General features: G+C 60.0%; 15 protein-coding genes and 1 pseudogene. 12 read left to right on the forward strand and 4 right to left on the reverse strand.

What is annotated here, in order from left to right:
• Nucleotides 1–620: 620 nt before the first annotated feature.
• Complete coding sequence (locus ACUYM2_RS02300) at nt 621–923, reverse strand: helix-turn-helix domain-containing protein (protein WP_481601383.1); 303 nt, start codon at nt 921–923, stop codon at nt 621–623.
• 155 nt (nt 924–1,078) lie between these two features.
• On the opposite strand from ACUYM2_RS02300, the gene ACUYM2_RS02305 reads away from it, so the two are divergent.
• Complete coding sequence (locus ACUYM2_RS02305) at nt 1,079–1,474, forward strand: hypothetical protein (RefSeq protein ID WP_481598601.1); 396 nt, start codon at nt 1,079–1,081, stop codon at nt 1,472–1,474.
• A gap of 35 nt (nt 1,475–1,509) precedes the next feature.
• Entirely contained in the window at nt 1,510–1,698 is a 189-nt protein-coding gene (locus tag ACUYM2_RS02310) for a hypothetical protein (RefSeq protein ID WP_481598602.1), read from the forward strand.
• Nucleotides 1,699–2,971: 1,273 nt separating this feature from the next.
• Here the strand turns inward: ACUYM2_RS02310 and ACUYM2_RS02315 are convergent.
• On the reverse strand, nt 2,972–3,271 hold the full coding sequence (locus ACUYM2_RS02315; protein ID WP_481598603.1) for a DUF4193 domain-containing protein: 300 nt from the start codon (nt 3,269–3,271) through the stop codon (nt 2,972–2,974).
• Between the two features lie 208 nt (nt 3,272–3,479).
• Between ACUYM2_RS02315 and ACUYM2_RS02320 the strand changes: the two genes are divergently transcribed.
• The 3 genes from ACUYM2_RS02320 (at nt 3,480) to ACUYM2_RS02330 (ending at nt 4,272) form a co-directional block, all read left to right on the forward strand.
• Nucleotides 3,480–3,767 (forward strand): DNA gyrase subunit A, encoded by a 288-nt coding sequence (locus ACUYM2_RS02320; protein ID WP_481598604.1) that lies wholly within the window; start codon nt 3,480–3,482, stop codon nt 3,765–3,767.
• A 104-nt stretch (nt 3,768–3,871) separates the two neighbouring features.
• Nucleotides 3,872–4,084: a hypothetical protein gene (locus tag ACUYM2_RS02325; protein ID WP_481598605.1), complete on the forward strand. Its 213-nt coding sequence runs from the start codon at nt 3,872–3,874 to the stop codon at nt 4,082–4,084.
• Entirely contained in the window at nt 4,081–4,272 is a 192-nt protein-coding gene (locus ACUYM2_RS02330; RefSeq protein WP_481598606.1) for a hypothetical protein, read from the forward strand. Before ACUYM2_RS02325 ends, ACUYM2_RS02330 begins: the two co-directional genes overlap by 4 nt.
• 643 nt (nt 4,273–4,915) lie before the next feature.
• Here ACUYM2_RS02330 and ACUYM2_RS02335 read toward each other — a convergent pair.
• Complete coding sequence (locus tag ACUYM2_RS02335) at nt 4,916–6,223, reverse strand: IS256 family transposase (RefSeq protein WP_481601384.1); 1,308 nt, start codon at nt 6,221–6,223, stop codon at nt 4,916–4,918.
• Nucleotides 6,224–7,133: 910 nt separating this feature from the next.
• Between ACUYM2_RS02335 and ACUYM2_RS02340 the strand changes: the two are divergent.
• The 4 genes and pseudogenes from ACUYM2_RS02340 to ACUYM2_RS02355 form a co-directional block, all read left to right on the forward strand.
• Nucleotides 7,134–7,364 (forward strand): annotated as a pseudogene (locus ACUYM2_RS02340) (ParB/RepB/Spo0J family partition protein); the annotation flags it as partial.
• 1,553 nt (nt 7,365–8,917) lie between these two features.
• Nucleotides 8,918–10,141, forward strand: coding sequence for a GmrSD restriction endonuclease domain-containing protein (locus tag ACUYM2_RS02345; RefSeq protein ID WP_481598607.1), 1,224 nt, complete (start codon nt 8,918–8,920; stop codon nt 10,139–10,141).
• Nucleotides 10,138–11,181, forward strand: coding sequence for an MAE_28990/MAE_18760 family HEPN-like nuclease (locus ACUYM2_RS02350; protein ID WP_481598608.1), 1,044 nt, complete (start codon nt 10,138–10,140; stop codon nt 11,179–11,181). The genes ACUYM2_RS02345 and ACUYM2_RS02350 overlap by 4 nt, the downstream gene beginning before the upstream one ends.
• Nucleotides 11,182–11,512: 331 nt before the next feature.
• Entirely contained in the window at nt 11,513–11,854 is a 342-nt protein-coding gene (locus ACUYM2_RS02355) for a histone-like nucleoid-structuring protein Lsr2 (protein ID WP_481598609.1), read from the forward strand.
• 279 nt (nt 11,855–12,133) lie between these two features.
• Here the strand turns inward: ACUYM2_RS02355 and ACUYM2_RS02360 are convergent, their stop codons facing one another.
• Nucleotides 12,134–13,249 carry a tyrosine-type recombinase/integrase gene (locus tag ACUYM2_RS02360; protein ID WP_481598610.1) on the reverse strand — a complete coding sequence of 372 codons (1,116 nt, stop codon included), beginning with the start codon at nt 13,247–13,249 and terminating at the stop codon, nt 12,134–12,136.
• A gap of 757 nt (nt 13,250–14,006) precedes the next feature.
• On the opposite strand from ACUYM2_RS02360, the gene ACUYM2_RS02365 reads away from it, so the two are divergent.
• Genes ACUYM2_RS02365 through ACUYM2_RS02375 form a run of 3 tightly spaced genes read left to right on the forward strand, consistent with a single transcriptional unit; the run spans nt 14,007 to nt 15,535 of the window.
• Entirely contained in the window at nt 14,007–14,303 is a 297-nt protein-coding gene (locus ACUYM2_RS02365; protein ID WP_481598611.1) for a helix-turn-helix transcriptional regulator, read from the forward strand.
• Nucleotides 14,303–15,172, forward strand: coding sequence for a Rep family protein (locus ACUYM2_RS02370; protein WP_481598612.1), 870 nt, complete (start codon nt 14,303–14,305; stop codon nt 15,170–15,172). The genes ACUYM2_RS02365 and ACUYM2_RS02370 overlap by 1 nt, the downstream gene beginning before the upstream one ends.
• A gap of 57 nt (nt 15,173–15,229) precedes the next feature.
• Nucleotides 15,230–15,535, forward strand: a complete 306-nt coding sequence (locus tag ACUYM2_RS02375) for a hypothetical protein (protein ID WP_481598613.1) — start codon at nt 15,230–15,232, stop codon at nt 15,533–15,535.
• Nucleotides 15,536–15,538 lie beyond the last annotated feature (3 nt).

A 15,538-nucleotide genomic window follows, 5' to 3' on the forward strand; every position in this document is an offset into this window, starting at 1 on the left:
CCGCGAGGCTCTCGACCAGGTTGCCCCGGACCTAAGCCTCGAAGCCCCGCCATGGCCCTGTCCACGGTCTCTCTCGTCCGCGGCTGCACCGGGGAACAGGCTCGCTGACCGACCGGTCGTCATTGCGGTGACTTCAAACCCGGGCGCCGTTCTCAACGTGACTGTCTGTGTTGAGGCTTACCCGTCTTTTCGGGTTTTTCGCCCCTTCTGATAATCCCTAGGGGTTTGCCGACGGTGGACTTTATGTAAGTTAACGAGCCCCGTTCCCTCGAACCGGCGTGAATGCACTGATACGCCGCTGGCTTAAGGGGAAGCATGATGGCGTACTCATCGTGATAGACCCCGGATACCCAAACCTCACCCAAGCCCAATGGAGAGTCAACAATCCACGACTAGAACTCTGGCGGCACTATGGTCAAGATGCGAAACGCTGGAAATCTGAAATGAACGTCTGGGAAAACCTACCTCAGCGCACATTCGTCGTCCGGCGCGGGGGATTAGAAGACGCGCTTCGCCGTTGGGATTCTCCTGTTTTAGACGCGCTGGCTTCTGACGCCGAATCCAGCTTTGAGGAGTGCCCGGGATGTCGTCAATTGACGCTCCCCCAGCGTGCTTAGGCGTCAGGAGTTCAGTGACTCCCGCAGCTGTTGCAGTGCGTCACGAGCGACGGTCTCGGAGCGATGGATGTCCCTCACGTTCATCCCGGTAAATTCTTTTACTGCACGGCGCAGGCTTTGCACATTGCTGAATCCGCACGAGGTCGCTATTTCTGAGTAGGTGATGCTTTGGGTACCTGCTTGAAGGATCAGATCGAAGGCTTTGCGGGTTCTCAAGGCGCGTATACGCTCACCCAGGCGGAGTTCGTCATTCTCGAAGACGTAGAACAGAGAGCGACGGGAGAGGTTGAACCTTTCGGCGACCATGGCCACGTCTAGAGCGGGGTTGTTATAGCTGGAATCAAGGTATTTTTTTACTGCCCGGCTAAGGCCGGTGTCTGCGCATTATCGTCGACCGGCGTTTCGAGCAGGGAGCCGACCAGGGTGGCCATCATGGATCGGAGGACCCGACAGGACCAACCATGAGCTATGAGCGAAGCCTGACTTTCAACCTCAGAGTCCGCCGGCTCTCTGAAGCTGAGATAGCCGAAACCCTGGATGAAGTCCGGGCCCATGAAGCCGCCACAGGGACAGCGCAAGCCGAATTCGGCACAGCGGAAGACTACGCGAAGCAGTTCCCCAAGCAGAAGCGGTGGACGCGAGGAAAGACCATCACTGTGGTCAGCGCAGCCTTGGCTGTGGCTTATGTTCTGCTCGTGATCGTCCTGATGCTCGTGTTCAGGGTCGACATCCGTGACTTCATTGGCCCGGTCACGCTGTCGCCGGCGCTCGTGCTGGTCCTGGTTGGTCTACTGGCTGGCTTTCTCACCGACTACTTCCAGCCGGCGCAGCGCTCACGCGCTGCCCGCCGGCTGTGACTTGCCTTCCGAGGGCTGGCGCGTAGGCTCGCCGCATGGGGACTAAGAGCAGGACCAGGACATTTGCCATTCTTGCGGGGCTGTCAGTGGCAGCGTTCTCGCTGTTTTCCGCCCTCTGGGTGAACGGAAACATGCCCGTCAACATCGCGATTGCTGTTTCGCTGGTTCTCGGCGTGACGACGTTCCTGGCCACGAGTAAGAGCACCGCCAGAAAGTCCAGCTAGACCAGAGTGCTCTGCAACCTTGCGGTCTACGCTGCCGCTTACCTCGCCAAAAGTGCCACTTCACCACCTCCCGGCGTGACACAGGCTACTCTGGGGCCTCACAATTCCTTGGGGATGAAATGGGTCGAAGGCACAACGCACCGGTTTTTCTCACGGGAATGCTCCTGGTGCCCGTCGGTTGGATACTCCTCGTCCCGCCCGGAGGCTGGGTCGCCAATGCGGCATACCGCAGTGATGAGGACTTCTACACATTGCTCGCGCTGTGCGGGGGCTTCCTTCTCCTGGGAGCCTTGCTGATTCTCGCCAGTATCTTCCGCGCTCTTCGTAAGATCGACCTGTTGAATTCCACCGCGGACATCGCGCAGGCCCGGAAGCCTGTCTCGGACGAAGAACCAGCCGCATAGCGTTCGACGCACCGAGGTAATCTTGGGATTTCGCGCCCGCCCATCAAGTGGCGCAGCATGTGCGAAGAATGGGGACTTCAAAATGGACCATCTTGTTGACCAGACGACGGCAGGCACAGCGCCTGCGGTCCTTCGAGCATCAACATACTTCTGGCTTGCCAGTGCGCTCGTTTCAGGAGTCGTACCGGCCATCGTGATGGCCGTGTGGCCGACAGACTCCGATCTGTTCGCGGTTACCTTGGGGCTGGTTCTCCCGGTGACGGTCCTGCAATCCTGGGCGGCCGTCAGGCTTTTGCGAGGCGAACATTGGGCCAGGTTTGTTCTGTCCATCGTGGCCATCTTGTCCCTGGCAGGTGCGTTGAGTGCCGCACCAACACCGCTGGTAGTTGCGGGGTTGGTCCTGGCCCTTGCCGGTGCAGTGCTGATGTGGATGCCAGCATCGAGAACGTATCTTCGACGTAGCTCGGCCGCCGGCTAAACCAACTTGAGCTGTGGGAGCGGACTGGCGCCCGGGGAAGCCGGGACGCCCACCTGACTACACTGCTGGATCTGCCCATGGAGGGGCCCGCACCACTTCCGGTGTGGGCTCCTCCGGCGCACAATGGCCCCATGAAGGCACTGCGCTGGAAGCGGCGGCAGAGCCAGTGTGTGGCACCGGAGCAGTGAAGCTGAGCATCAGCAGCAGCTGGACTCTTACAGATCTGAACGCCGAGCTGTCTTCACAGACGAAGACGCCGACCTGGCCTACGAAGCTACAGACCCCAAACACCCCGGCTTTCTGGATCGCGCTGGCGCCTAACAGCGTCCTGCCTGGCGCGGCTCCCCGGGGAAGTCAGACCACGCGTGTTGGAGCCGACCAGTACTTTGGTTCAGCCTTCACATTCGATGCAGTAGCTCTGGCCGTTCTTCTGGCGGGCCACTTGGGAGCGGTGGCGGACCAGAAAGCACGAGTAGCAGGTGAACTCGTCGTCCGCCTGGGGGATGACCTGAACGATCAGTTCCTCGGCGATGAAGTCCCCCGGAAGATCAACCCCGTCGACTGTCTCTGCTTCGTCCAGCTCCCGGCCCACGCTGCGGGCGTCAGGGGTGTTGGCTGAACGCAGTGCCTCCAGGGAGTTGTGCTGGGACTCTTTGACGTCGGAGCGAAGTTCGTCGTAATCGGTTGCCACGGAGGACGGTCTCATTTCTGGGTTTTTTGGGGGGTGTCTGCCAAGCAAGGTACACCACTGGCACTGGGGACTTCCCAGCGATCTGCTGTGAGTTTCCCGACAGCGGCCTGACCAGCTGAAATGCCTGGGGCATCTGTGGCAGAACTGGCCGGCTCAGCTGGTTGGCCACGGCTAAGCCGGCAATAGTCGTGCGTGGAAGAATCGCTGCATGGACGCGGAACAGCGGAGGCATGTTGAGGACACTCTGAGAGTCGTGGACGCCCTCGTGAAGGCGGCGGATCGGCGGGAGGAAGTCTTCCACGTGGTCGAGGACTCAGAGGACTTCGACGAAGCACGCCGTCGTCTGATGGAACTTCTTGAGCTGGACGAACTGAGCTGCCGGGCAATCCTGGACATGCAAGTCAGAGGGTTCACTCGGGAGCGGCGCCGGCTGATTGCTGCTCACGCAGAAGAACTCAGATCGCGTCTGTCCTCTGGCGGGGAGCCTCAGCTGTGACTTGCGTTCGCTGCCCCAGTGGATAGGCTCGCGGCATGTCACAAGGTTGGGATGTATCTGACTCAGCAAGTCCAACCCGGGTTCCGCATCGAAGGAGCAATCCAATGCCACCTAAGACCAGAGCACTCCGCAATGTAATCGTCTTCACGGCCGGGTTCCTGCCGTTCACGCTCTTCTGGCGCTCCATCGGCGCCGTGCCGTCCGTGCTGGTTGGCGTGGTGGCCATGGTGGTGGTCGCTCTGATCTTTCGCAGGCATGATGCGAAGTCCCGCGCACCCCGTACGCTTCACCAATCCACCGAACAGAAGAATCAATGACCGCAGGACGGTGGGCAGTTCTCATAGTTGCCGCAGTACTCCTGATCGTCTCGGTGGCTATGGCCCTTCAGGGATCGGAGGGTCTGTGGTTCACCGCAGTGGGCATGGGCATCGCGATCTTCACTACCGTGCGGTCAGGACTCAAGGAACGTCGCCGGAACCCAGCCAGCTCAGAGGCAAACGGCTAATCCTCGCCGGTGGCTGGCTCTCCAAGGGCAGTGTGCAGGAGGCCCGGCCTTCCCGGTGAGCGAGTTGGTCGCGGGACTGCGCGTCGGTCCCGGCGCTGCCGGCGGAGAGCGCCCGTCAAATCCTTGTTACCGCTGGCCCGTTCCAGGCAAAACAAAAGGCCCCGCTTCCCCTTTGTTTACAAGGGAAGCAGGGCCTTTCTCATCCGCGGTGACGGTGGGATTTGAACCCATTTCATCATCCCCGCAGTTCCGCGGAAAATCCCGAAAAGCCTTGGTATTCCAGCTAAAAGGGGGGCTTTTGGTCACAGTCTCCGACGGTCGGAGACATCACTTCACAGCGATTCCTTTGCCAATTCTTTGCCAAGGGACCGATCCCGTCAGGCCAGGTCGAGTCCGCTGGCCACGGTGTTCAAGTCCGTCCTTGAACAGATGCGGGGGCGGAATCCGGTGACGCGTTCAGGACCGGACCGGGCGGCCCCTCGTTCTCCCTTTCTGCCAGCCCGGGACCGCGGCGTCAAGCTGGGCCGCCTGTCAGGGGGAGGGTATCTTCTCTTAGCTTCTGCCTTTGCCCGTGGATCCACGCTCCGAGGGCGTGTTCTTGTTCGGGAGCCTGTCAAGTTGTTTGTGTAAGTGGGGTGGAGTCTTATCGGTTTAGGTAGGGTCCGACTCGGTCGGGGTAGTTCAGGACGAGGACGCCGAGGGCTTCGCTCCATCCTTGCGTGGTGGTTCCTTCGATGAGTTTGTTGACGGTCTTGGACCGGTTCTCCCGGGCTCTGCCGTCGAGTTTGGCCCGTTCGCTGGTGCGTTTGTCTTCGATGTTGCAGATCGCCAGCCAGAGCAGCTTCACGGCGGCCTGGTCATTGGGGAAGTGCCCGCGGTTCTTGATGATCTTGCGCAGCTGGTAGTTCAGCGACTCGATCGCGTTGGTGGTGTAGATGATGCGGCGCACCGGCGGCGGGAAGGCCAGGAACGGGATGAATTTCTCCCACCCGTTCCGCCAGGTCCGGACGGTTGCGGGATACTTCCGTCCCAGATCGGTAGCCTCGAACGCATCTAGTGCGTCCTGCGCGGCGTCGGCAGTCGGGGCGGTGTATACCGGCCGCAGGGCCGAGGCGACCTTCTTCCGGTCCTGGTAGCCGATGAACCGCATCGAGGCACGGATCAGGTGCACGACGCAGGTCTGGACGGTCGCTGCCGGCCACGTCGCGGCGATGGCCTCGGGGAACCCGGTGAGCCCGTCGCAGCAGACGATCAGCACGTCCTTCACGCCACGGTTGGCGAGCTCGGCGCAGACCCCGGCCCAGAACTTCGCGCCCTCGGCGGCTTCAACCCAGATGCCCAGAACGTGCTTGATGCCCTCCATGTCCACACCCACCGCGATGTGCGCGGCCCGGTTCTGCACCTGGTGTCCGTCGCGGACCTTGATGATGATCGCGTCCAGATACAGGATGGGATACAGGGGCTCCAAGGGTCGTTTCTGCCATTCCAGGACCTCATCGAGGACTTCGTCGGTGATCTTGGAAATTGTCTCGTGGGACAGCTCCGTGCCGAGCGTGGATTCCAGATGGTGGGCGATGTACCGGATCGTCATCCCGCCGGCGTAGAGACTGATAATCATGTCATCGAGGCCGCCGGTCCGGCGGGCACCCTTCGGGACCAGATGCGGGGTGAACGAGCCGTCACGGTCCCGCGGCACGGCCAGATCCACGTCCCCGGCGGACGTTCCGAGCGTCTTCGGATAGGACCCGTTGCGAGAGTTGGGTAGGAAACGGCCGATTGGGTCGCCCTTGTCATAGCCAAGATGGCCGGAGAGCTCGGCCTGCAGCCCGCGTTCCAGCGAGGCCTTGATCAGCTGCTGGATGAAGCCGTCCTTGCCGTCGAGTTCCAGCTGCCCGGAATCGATCTGCGCCATCAGCTCATCGAACGCCCCGGAGGCCTTCAACGCGTCCATGCTGCCGGCCGCCGCAGCCCTGCGGGCCAACTCCTCCGGCGATGCTTCACGGGGTTTAGTCATAGCCACAATGATTCTCCAATCAATCGGCGACTACAGCCCTCCTACACAAACAATCTGACACCTTCTTGTTCGGTGCTGGATTCCCCTGTCGCAACTACCCGGCCACTGACCCCAACAGGGGCGAGGATCCTCCCGTGGGCCGCGCGGTACCGCTGCACAGCATCAAGTTTGAACTCAAACGAGAACACCGGCCGTGTTGGCTTCGCCACCAGCGTCGTACTTCGGCGTGTCCGCCATCGATCACATAAACGTTTGATGGCACCTCTACCTACTCCGAGTCGAGTCGCTACCGCCAAAGCACCCCCAACGGGTTTCAAACAACGCCACCGCGGCCTCGCGCTGCTCCTCGGACAACGAACTTCGTCCATGCATAAAACTGCTCCCCGAAAGTCAGAACTGATTTCTCAGTCCAACTTTCGGGGAGCAGTTCACATATTGCCGGCTCTCTTCTCGTTATGCCGAGAAGAGGTGGGGAGCGTCAGCTGGCCGGGCCCTTCCCAGGACCGTGATCGGGGTCCCCGGCGCGGCCCCTACGTGCCGCTCGGGCAATGAGGAAGACCACCGCGCCGGTGATCAGGAAAGGCAGGATGACCAAAAAATGCCACAGCTCGAGTCTCATAAGTTCCCCCATTTCTCAGAGTCAGTATTTCGATGCAGCCTACCCTGCCCGCCGCGAGCTACCCCGTGACCACCACACCCAAAAGACGACGGGCGCCACCCCATTCAAGGCGGTAATGAAGACATCGCCCGCAGACGGCCTGGCGACGACGAGGTCGGGGACGACCAGCGCCCGCGCCCCCGCTGCGGCAACTGTGAACACCAGAGCCAGGACGTGGAAGACACCGACCGGTGGGGCTGGAACCCGCTCCGGGACCACACCGCCAAAACCACCGCACGGGCCGAGTTCTCCCTGATCGCCCTGATCTGCGCCGGGTACGAGAAAACCATCTAGAAAGACTCACGACGCTCGGCCGAGAAGCGGCACTTCGACTACCTGAACCAGCTCACCCCATGGGGATACACCGCCAGTGCCGTGGAGCAGATCATCATTGACAAAAACACCACCGAGGGCGAATAGTCCGGCTTAGGCAGGGTAACTGAACCCCCAATGCAGAGCCCAGGCCCTTCCACCCGAAAGGGTGGAAGGGCGGGCGGCTGGATTCCCCCCTTATCGCAACTGCCCGGCCACTGACCCCATGGGGGGCGAAACCTCCCGCAGACCGGGCGGTCCGCCACTCAGGGCGAACCACAGCAGCCACTCACCAGCGGCGGACCGCCATCCACCGCGACCACGCGCCGGCGTACAACCCAAGGGCGGAACCAGGACAAAGAGGTGCCCAGGCCCGCGGCCGCACCACAGCATTAAGCTACGCCGAACCATAGGTTTCCTTTGAATAGTGAAATTTGGGAAGGGTAACCGTTCACGGCCGCGGCGGCCTCCCTCCTCCGGCTACCGAGTAGGGCGTGGCGGGACGCGGACGCGACGGGCTTCTTGTGCCGGCAGTCGAGCTCTACCGGGCCAGGACGACATCGTATGTTCCCTGAATGCACGGCGGTGTGCAGCGCTTGACTTTTTGGCTCGGACCTTTTGAGTCAGCGGCCGTGGATGCACCCATGCCACTGAGGTATGTTGCGCAATCCGGCTAAAGACGTGTATCCCGATCATGAGAAGGGGCACCCCGATGAGCAATAAGAGGAGTGTCCACAGCGGGAGTGGTTGAGACAGGTGGTGATCTCGTGCACCAGCTGACGCTCCGAACGCGGCGGACAGGCAGAGCGCTCCGAACCCAGTAAGGAATAGGGCAAACGTGCCTAGGCACCCAAAGGCTTTCGTTGTTGGCCAATCATCACCCTGCGATTTAAAGTTCCACCGGTCAACGGTCTCCCCATCCCGATAAGCATTGATGATTCGGCTGCGCTCCAGTATGACGTTGATGCAACCGACCAATCCCACGAAGGTGATGAGTGGAATTATGACTAGTAACGGCAGTTCCAACCCGGACTCACTCGACTTTTGCTGAACTTGCGCCCAAGAAAATGCGTCGGGCGGAATGCTTCCGGCTGAGTATCCACCCTGCCACGAGGTATACACGCCCAAAGCGACGAGGGCGGACGGGTACAAAAACTTCCTAGCCGGAAGTGCCTGAAGCGCGATGACTCTTGCGTTGGCGTCCCGTTCGAGGCTTAGATAAATCTCTTCGTCCCGGTCGAGACTGGAGCTTTGACGGGCTTCCCGCCAAAACGTGCTCTGCCGGCGTATACGTGGCATAGCTGTCACCTGATCTAGGGCAACTAGGATGCCAAGTGCGGATGCTGTGGCAGCCAGGAGCGGGATAAGGACCTCATTCAGCCAATTCATTTCTAAAGTATGTGGGGTGAGCCTGTAGTAACTCGCCTCTCATCCCCTCTGGACAGTAATCGGCGGGGCGAGTCGTGGGGCGCTTCACCGGCGGGCGGGGAGGGCCCCGGCCGGTGGGCGCTGTCGACGGAGATCACCTCGACCCGGTTAGGTGTAAGAAATGCCCAGCCGCTGGCGGGGGAGGGATCCAAAGTGGGAGGACTGCGGGGCGGAGGTCGGCTGCCTCGATCCACGTATGGCAAGCTTGCACCTACTAGGGAAAGGTTTCATTCATGACCGAAGTTCGCCTTGAATTGCTGCCCGGTGAGAGAGTGGATATCTCAAAAGAAGCCGAGCAAGTGCTACCAGCTATGGATCCAGAGACGCGGTACGTGGAGGGTGAAGTCCGGATTGTGACGGACCAAGCTAGATATCCTCTTAGCGCTGTTCCGACGTTGCTTAGCAGCGGAGATTACAAACTGAATCCTGACTTTCAACGTAGGCATCGTTGGGACTCGACGGCAAAGTCTAGGCTCGTCGAGTCGTTCATCATGAACGTTCCCATCCCGCCGATTTTCCTTTACGAGGACGAATTCGGTCACTACGAGGTTATGGACGGACTGCAGCGTCTGACTGCCATCTCGGACTTCTATGCCGACAAGTTCGCCCTAGTGGGTCTGGTCGAATGGGCGCAACTGAATGGTATGCGATATACAGAACTGCCCGAGAAGATACGGAAGGGCATCGACCGCAGATATCTTTCATCCATCATTCTCCTGCAAGAGACGGCTAAAACCCCTGCCCTAGCTCAGCAACTGAAGCAGTTGGTATTTGAGAGGATCAACAGCGGCGGGGTGCGGCTGACTCCCCAGGAGAGTCGTAATGCCCTGAGAGACGGTCCAATGAATCGGCTCTGCCGTACATTAGCTCGCACCGGAGCGCTTTGCCGTCTATGGGGCATCCCCGAGCCTTCTGACGTGGAAGTCCAGTCCGGTGAGCCCGCCCCGGACGACAGCGTGTGGAGCAACGAAGACTATAGATCGATGGCAGATGCAGAGCTAGTCCTGAGGTTTTTCGCGTACCGTCAGCTGCTTGATCTCCAGAAAAGCCTGGCCCTTAGGGATTATCTCGACAGCTACCTCGAAGCTTCGAACAAGTTCTCCCCTCAACTCCTGGGAGAGCTATCGAACCTGTTCGTGGAGACTATTACGTTCGCGGAGGACCTTCTCGGGCAGGAGGCTTTTTACCTATGGCGGCCGCGAAAAAATGAGACTTGGAACTGGAACCGGCGATCGACTTTGGCGGCGTACGACCCGTGGATGATAGTTCTATCTCAACTGTTGCCTCAATCGAGCGAACTAATCGGCAAGGCGGAGGAAATTCGCAGTGGGCTCAGGTCCTACTACGAAGAGAACGCTAACGAGTGGGGCGGCCGTACTGCGGATGCCGCTGATATCGCGAGGCGCGTCCGCTCACTAAATGAATTTCTGTCTAACTTCATTTCACCAGCAGGATGATCGCCGCCCTGGAAGCGTTTATTGAGCGCCTCCAAGAACTCGATCACGAAATTCGCATGCAGCAGGCTACGAACGACATCAGGCGGCTCGGCAGATCAGGGGCGCTTGCGCTTAGCCCGATAGCGGAACAAACTCTTCGAGCTCTTTTGGCGCCCTCGTCGGCCTCACGGCGACGAGCCCAGTACTCAGGGGCAGTCATCGAGCTATATGCGGCGTGGGAGGCATTCGTAGAATTGCTACTGAAGAATTATGCCGAAGAGTGCGCCGCTAGTGGCACCTCCCTTGCCCAGGACGTATGTAAAAGACACCTTGCCAAGTCAATGGAGGTTATCTCGCTGATACAGAAGGGTGTCCCTCGTTACGCGAACGAGGACGTTGGTGTCCTTCTTGAAAATGCGACCCTGGTTGAGCGACATCAATACTCGAGTATCAATTCCGTGGCACTTGCTCATCACTCGGCCAACCTCCGCAGTTCGACCGTCCTCTCAATGCTCGGAGATATTGGAGCCGACGAGGCTTGGGGTCTATCCCTTCGAGACAGCGCCTTGTGTGCCACTCTTCGGAATGTGGGACTGCCTGGGCCCCACGAGAACGCCCTCTTTTTTCTCGACGACCTTTGCACGCGGAGGAATGACATCGCACACGGTGCCGAGATTCAAGACACCTTTGATGAGACGTTTCAGCTTGCTTATCTCAAGGGTATTCGAGCGCTCGGTGTGGCCCTCCAGGCGGCTCTCTATGCTCATTCATTTCATCCCAGCTCGAGTGCTTACAAGCGGGTGGGTTCTTACACCGAGCGGTTCAAAGGATCCATCGTCGTAGTGGTTGCGGAGGCCGCCATTCTCCTGTCGGAGGGAGATGCTTGCTTCGTGGTAGCTAACGATGGATCCCGGTTCGCACGTACTGTCACCTCAATCCAGGTCGAATCGCGTGACCAGACGAGCGTTCAAACGACAACGGAAGGCATTGAGATAGGCATCCGTTTCAGTGATCGCGTTCCGCAAAACGGGCAGGTCTTTGTAAGGACAGGTGCTCTCTAATGTCTCGAGCGTCTTGCAGTTCTGTCTTCGGTTCAAAAGCAGAGGTGAGCTATGGGCGCCGCCCAGTCAGGGAGTGCCAGACCTAGTCAACACTCCGGCGAGGCCATTCCCTGTCCTTGCGCCCAACTTTGCCGGTGTGAGTTTGGTCGTCAGTGGCCATGCTGCCGGTTAAGCGGCCTGGCGCCAGCGGCGATGTCGCGGACAGTGTTGAGGGTGGGCGCGGCCAGCACCTGAGAGCGCCGAGAACCGAGTGTGAAATAGTGTGAGCTAAAAGATAAGACTGGCGTTGGCATGGGGGAGCAACACCGCTAATCCGAGCAAAGGAACCCCATTGGCCCGCAAAGTTCACGTTCAGCTGATCGATGACATTTCAGGCGAAGACGCCCAGGAGTCCGTCCGTTTTGCCCTCGATGGTGTCGAGTACGAAATCGACCTGGCTGAAGAGAGCGCAGCCGGGCTGCGCAAGACGCTGGGACCCTACATTGCCCGCGGCCGGCGTATTCGTGGCTCCTCAGCCCGCCAGAGAAGCAGGGCCACCACGTCCAACCGGGAACAGACGCAGCGGATCCGGGAATGGGCCGAGGCCAACGGGCACAACCCCAGCGCCCGCGGCCGCATCAGCCAGGACATCATGAAAGCGTACGAAGAAGCCCTCTCACTTTCACTCTGGTGAGCCGCAGCCGGCCGGGCCAGGGCCCAGAGCCCCAGGGAGGCAGCGAATCGCCCGAGGTAGGGGAGCGCTGGCTGTGACCCTCTAGGGCGCCAGGGCTTGGGAGCGTCGATAGAACATCGCGCGGGACATTCCGAGGTCGCGGGCAACCTGTGCAGCGGGTGCGCCCCCTTCGACCAGGTGCACCGTGCTAGGGACCTGACTGTCCGTGATCCGCCTAGGTCGGCCGCCCAAGTCCAGCCCGGCTTGCCGTGGAGGCCGGGAGGCCGACCATCCTGGAGTTCAGGGCTCAGGCGCCGTGGCGCCCCGTTGCCAGAGCTGATCCTGCCGGGCCTGGTGCAACGCGCCAGCGACCGTGTCCAAGTCATCCTCGAACAAGTCGGCATAACGGTCCAACGTCATCGCGGCCGATGCGTGCCCGAGCATCCGCTGGAGCACCTTGATGTTGGCGCCGGCACTGATGGCAAGCGACGCCGCGGTGTGCCGGAGGTCGTGGGGTGTGATCGTAGGGAACGCCGGGTCGTTCACTTGCGCGCGTTTCCGGGCCGCAGCGAACCACCCGCTCTCCATGTTTCCCGGGCGAAGGTAATTCGCACCATCGCCCCAAAGGAGTGCATGACTTTCCCTGCCGGCGCAGGCAGACTCAATGGCAGGTGCCAGAAACGCTGGATAGACGATGGAACGACTCTCATGAGTTTTCGGTGTGCCGATGACCATCTTGCCATTGACGTTGACGGCGTTCTCTACGATGATTACGCGCCGCGCAGACTGGTCCACGTGGCCGACCCGCAGGCCGGTGGCCTCACCCCATCGAAGACCGGTATAAGCCAAGAACCGCACAAAATCGGGGTACTTGGATTCCAAGGCAAGGGCCTCAGCCTGGCTGTGCGTCAGGTACCCACGGGGACGGTTCGTCCGGCGGGCGATTTTGACGCCCTCCGCCGGGTTCGAGGAGATACGTTTGTCTTCCGCGGCGTCGTGAAGAATCCCTGAGAGTACGCCGAGGCAACGTGAAACCGTTGTGGGACTGCGATGCTCTGAGAGGGAGGCTACCCACGCTTTGATCTCCGAGCGCAGCAGCGAAGAGACAAAGCGGTCGCCCCATTTGGGATGGACGTGGCTCCGCCAGGCGCTCTCAATGCTGTGGAACGTTGAAGGTTTGACCGTGTGTCTATGGGCTGCCAGCCACTCCACCCCGAGGGTTTCGACAGAGATGCGACCATCGCTCGGAGCTATGAACTCACCGCTTCTCTTGGAAACCTCCACGGCGTCCAGGAAAGCCTGTGCATCACGCTTGAGCTTGAACCCACGCTTCTGGCCCTGACTGTTATTCGGCTTTTTATAGAGCACGCGGTACCACTTGCCGCTCTTATTTTCGTATGGATGGATACTCCCCATGCCCGATCTTTCTTGCAGTCGCCGTGGTGCGGATGAAGTGTCAGTAAATGTGAGTTTGGGCTTTTCGTCAAGCGTCTAAAAGGCGTTGGGAGTACGGGGATCTGTGATTTCGCCGGACCGTGTAGCGTTATTGAAACAAAAAGTGGCACATCCTCTGGGAGCGCTTTTCGTTGGTTTATCAGGGGATCCCGCTGCTTTAAGGCGTGTGCCGCGTGTACCGCCGATTCTCGAGTTTGTCCCGACATCAAAACCTTTGAAAATTGGCGTGCTCAACTGTGCTCGAAAGCTCCGCGGCGGCAAGGTCAGGGCCGGATCTGTTGCCACTGTTGGGCTCTACGCCCGCGTGCCCAGAGGAAGTTTTTCTTGAGTGAGACTGAAACCGCACTGTGCCTAACTGTGCGCGACACACCGAGGGCCGATGGTTGATTCTCCGTCATTACCAGCGCAGTCATTGGCCCGATAGGACGTAGGGACGTCAACCGGATACCTGCAATGGGGATATGGCCCCGAACTGTGCTGAGCTGTGCCAGCCCAAAATATTTGGATTACGTAAAAGAATGTGAGGATTCGTGGGACGACTCACGCATGTGTGTATACTGTGTGACACACGAGATCAATGCTCCGAAAACAGTCACAAGGAGTAGTGGAGAGTAATCTCCCCGAGTGGATACGCACCACAAGGTGCACGGCCGACATAGAAATCTGAAATGGTTCGTCGGGTGATCCTCTTGCCGCTGAAAAGCCGCAAGGGATTCCTATGACTACATCCATTTCCATAAGCCGACCCACCCTCAGCTCCATCGCCGAACGCCTAGCGGCCATCGAACGCGATATCTCAAGTACTCGCGTCCCCGTGTTGGACAGCCTTCTCACTCCGCCGGCCCTCGCCGGCCAACTGGATGTCACCGAGCGCACTCTCAGCGAGTGGCGTATCACGGGCCGCGGTCCCGCTTTCATCAGACTGGGCAAAACGGTCCGCTACCGGTCTGCGGCTGTCGAAGCCTGGCTGCTTTCCCAGGAGCACCGCAGCACCTCCGAGGAGGTGCGTTACTAATGCCGGCAGCAAAAAACCGTTCCGTCGCGAACGACACTTCGAGAGCGGTCAGTCCGCGCAATCCTGGACGATCTACTGTCCGATCCAAGTCCAAATCCAAGGACAAGAAGCCCGCGCCCCCTCGCTATCGCTCATTCAAGATCACGCAGTACCGCCGTCATCCGGAAACGGGCGAAGCACTCATGACCCCGACGCAACTCCAGCGGGGCCTTGCCCACCGTTCGATCACCAAGTGGGCATGGACTGAGCACGACCAGGACCGTCGTCATGATGGAAGCCTGGTTCCTCCCCACGTCCACGTCGCGTTGCAGTGCAAGGATGCCCGCACCCGTGAGCAAATCGCCGAGTGGTTCGGTGTACCCCTGGAGTTAGTCCAGATCTTGGGTGGCAGGGGCGGCTTCGCGAGCTACCTTCGCTATCTGACCCACGAAGATCCGACTCAGCAGGCTCTCGGTAAGCACCGGTACCCGGATACCAAGGTCGTGGCCAACTTTGATTGGCGCGGGGAAGTGGAGGCCCATTTCGCAAGGCCCCTGAAGCTCCCGACACGCCTGGACCAGATCAAAGTCGGAGTGCTGTCAGGGAACCTGTCGCTGTGGGAAGTACGCGAAACTGACCCGTTCGTATACGCGAAACACTTCTTTACCCTGAAACGCCTGGCCGAGGAATGCAGGATGGCTCACGTTGAAGCAGGGACCATGACGCCCCACCACCAGGACATGAAACTCAGGGTGCGCACTGGAGTGACTCTGACAGAGAGCTTGAACTGGATCGCGGATCGGCTGGGCTTCGAGGGAGATAGCTATGACCGCATGCTGCGGGCCAGCAACGTCGTTACGGGCAAGGACCGCACCGTAGACGCGGCGTAACTCAGTAACCTCCAGCCCGCCACCTGTGGCTGGAGAACCCACGAAAGGAAAAACACTATGGCCATTGAAGATGAGGTTGCAGCCGTCAAAGCAGCGGCAGCGAAGAAGCTCCGGCTCCTGCGGGATCGTGAGCGCAAGGAGCAGCAGGCCGTGGACACGAGGATGCTCATGTTGATGCGCGATAAGCACCCTGGGCCGGCAGCTCAGCTCGAGGTTGAAGCGCGTGCGCAGCTTACCGCCGAGTCGGCGCAGCGGTCCTCACGGGCGAGGACTTCGAGGGCGGTGCCGACGCCTGGGGACCGCAGTGGCGACGAGCATGCCATTACCCAGCACGTTCAGCGCAGCACGGAGGATGCGCCGTGACCG

The sequence above is a fragment of the Arthrobacter sp. SD1074B genome (assembly GCF_056780195.1).

Coding starts and splice junctions, on each gene's coding strand:
- ACUYM2_RS02300 (WP_481601383.1), bottom strand. CDS start 923: ATGGTCGCCGAAAGGTTCAACCTCTCCCGTCGCTCTCTGTTCTACGTC.
- ACUYM2_RS02305 (WP_481598601.1), top strand. CDS start 1,079: ATGAGCTATGAGCGAAGCCTGACTTTCAACCTCAGAGTCCGCCGGCTC.
- ACUYM2_RS02310 (WP_481598602.1), top strand. CDS start 1,510: ATGGGGACTAAGAGCAGGACCAGGACATTTGCCATTCTTGCGGGGCTG.
- ACUYM2_RS02320 (WP_481598604.1), top strand. CDS start 3,480: ATGGACGCGGAACAGCGGAGGCATGTTGAGGACACTCTGAGAGTCGTG.
- ACUYM2_RS02325 (WP_481598605.1), top strand. CDS start 3,872: ATGCCACCTAAGACCAGAGCACTCCGCAATGTAATCGTCTTCACGGCC.
- ACUYM2_RS02330 (WP_481598606.1), top strand. CDS start 4,081: ATGACCGCAGGACGGTGGGCAGTTCTCATAGTTGCCGCAGTACTCCTG.
- ACUYM2_RS02335 (WP_481601384.1), bottom strand. CDS start 6,223: ATGGACGCGTTGAAGGCCTCCGGGGCGTTCGATGAGCTGATGGCGCAG.
- ACUYM2_RS02345 (WP_481598607.1), top strand. CDS start 8,918: ATGACCGAAGTTCGCCTTGAATTGCTGCCCGGTGAGAGAGTGGATATC.
- ACUYM2_RS02350 (WP_481598608.1), top strand. CDS start 10,138: ATGATCGCCGCCCTGGAAGCGTTTATTGAGCGCCTCCAAGAACTCGAT.
- ACUYM2_RS02360 (WP_481598610.1), bottom strand. CDS start 13,249: ATGGGGAGTATCCATCCATACGAAAATAAGAGCGGCAAGTGGTACCGC.
- ACUYM2_RS02365 (WP_481598611.1), top strand. CDS start 14,007: ATGACTACATCCATTTCCATAAGCCGACCCACCCTCAGCTCCATCGCC.
- ACUYM2_RS02370 (WP_481598612.1), top strand. CDS start 14,303: ATGCCGGCAGCAAAAAACCGTTCCGTCGCGAACGACACTTCGAGAGCG.
- ACUYM2_RS02375 (WP_481598613.1), top strand. CDS start 15,230: ATGGCCATTGAAGATGAGGTTGCAGCCGTCAAAGCAGCGGCAGCGAAG.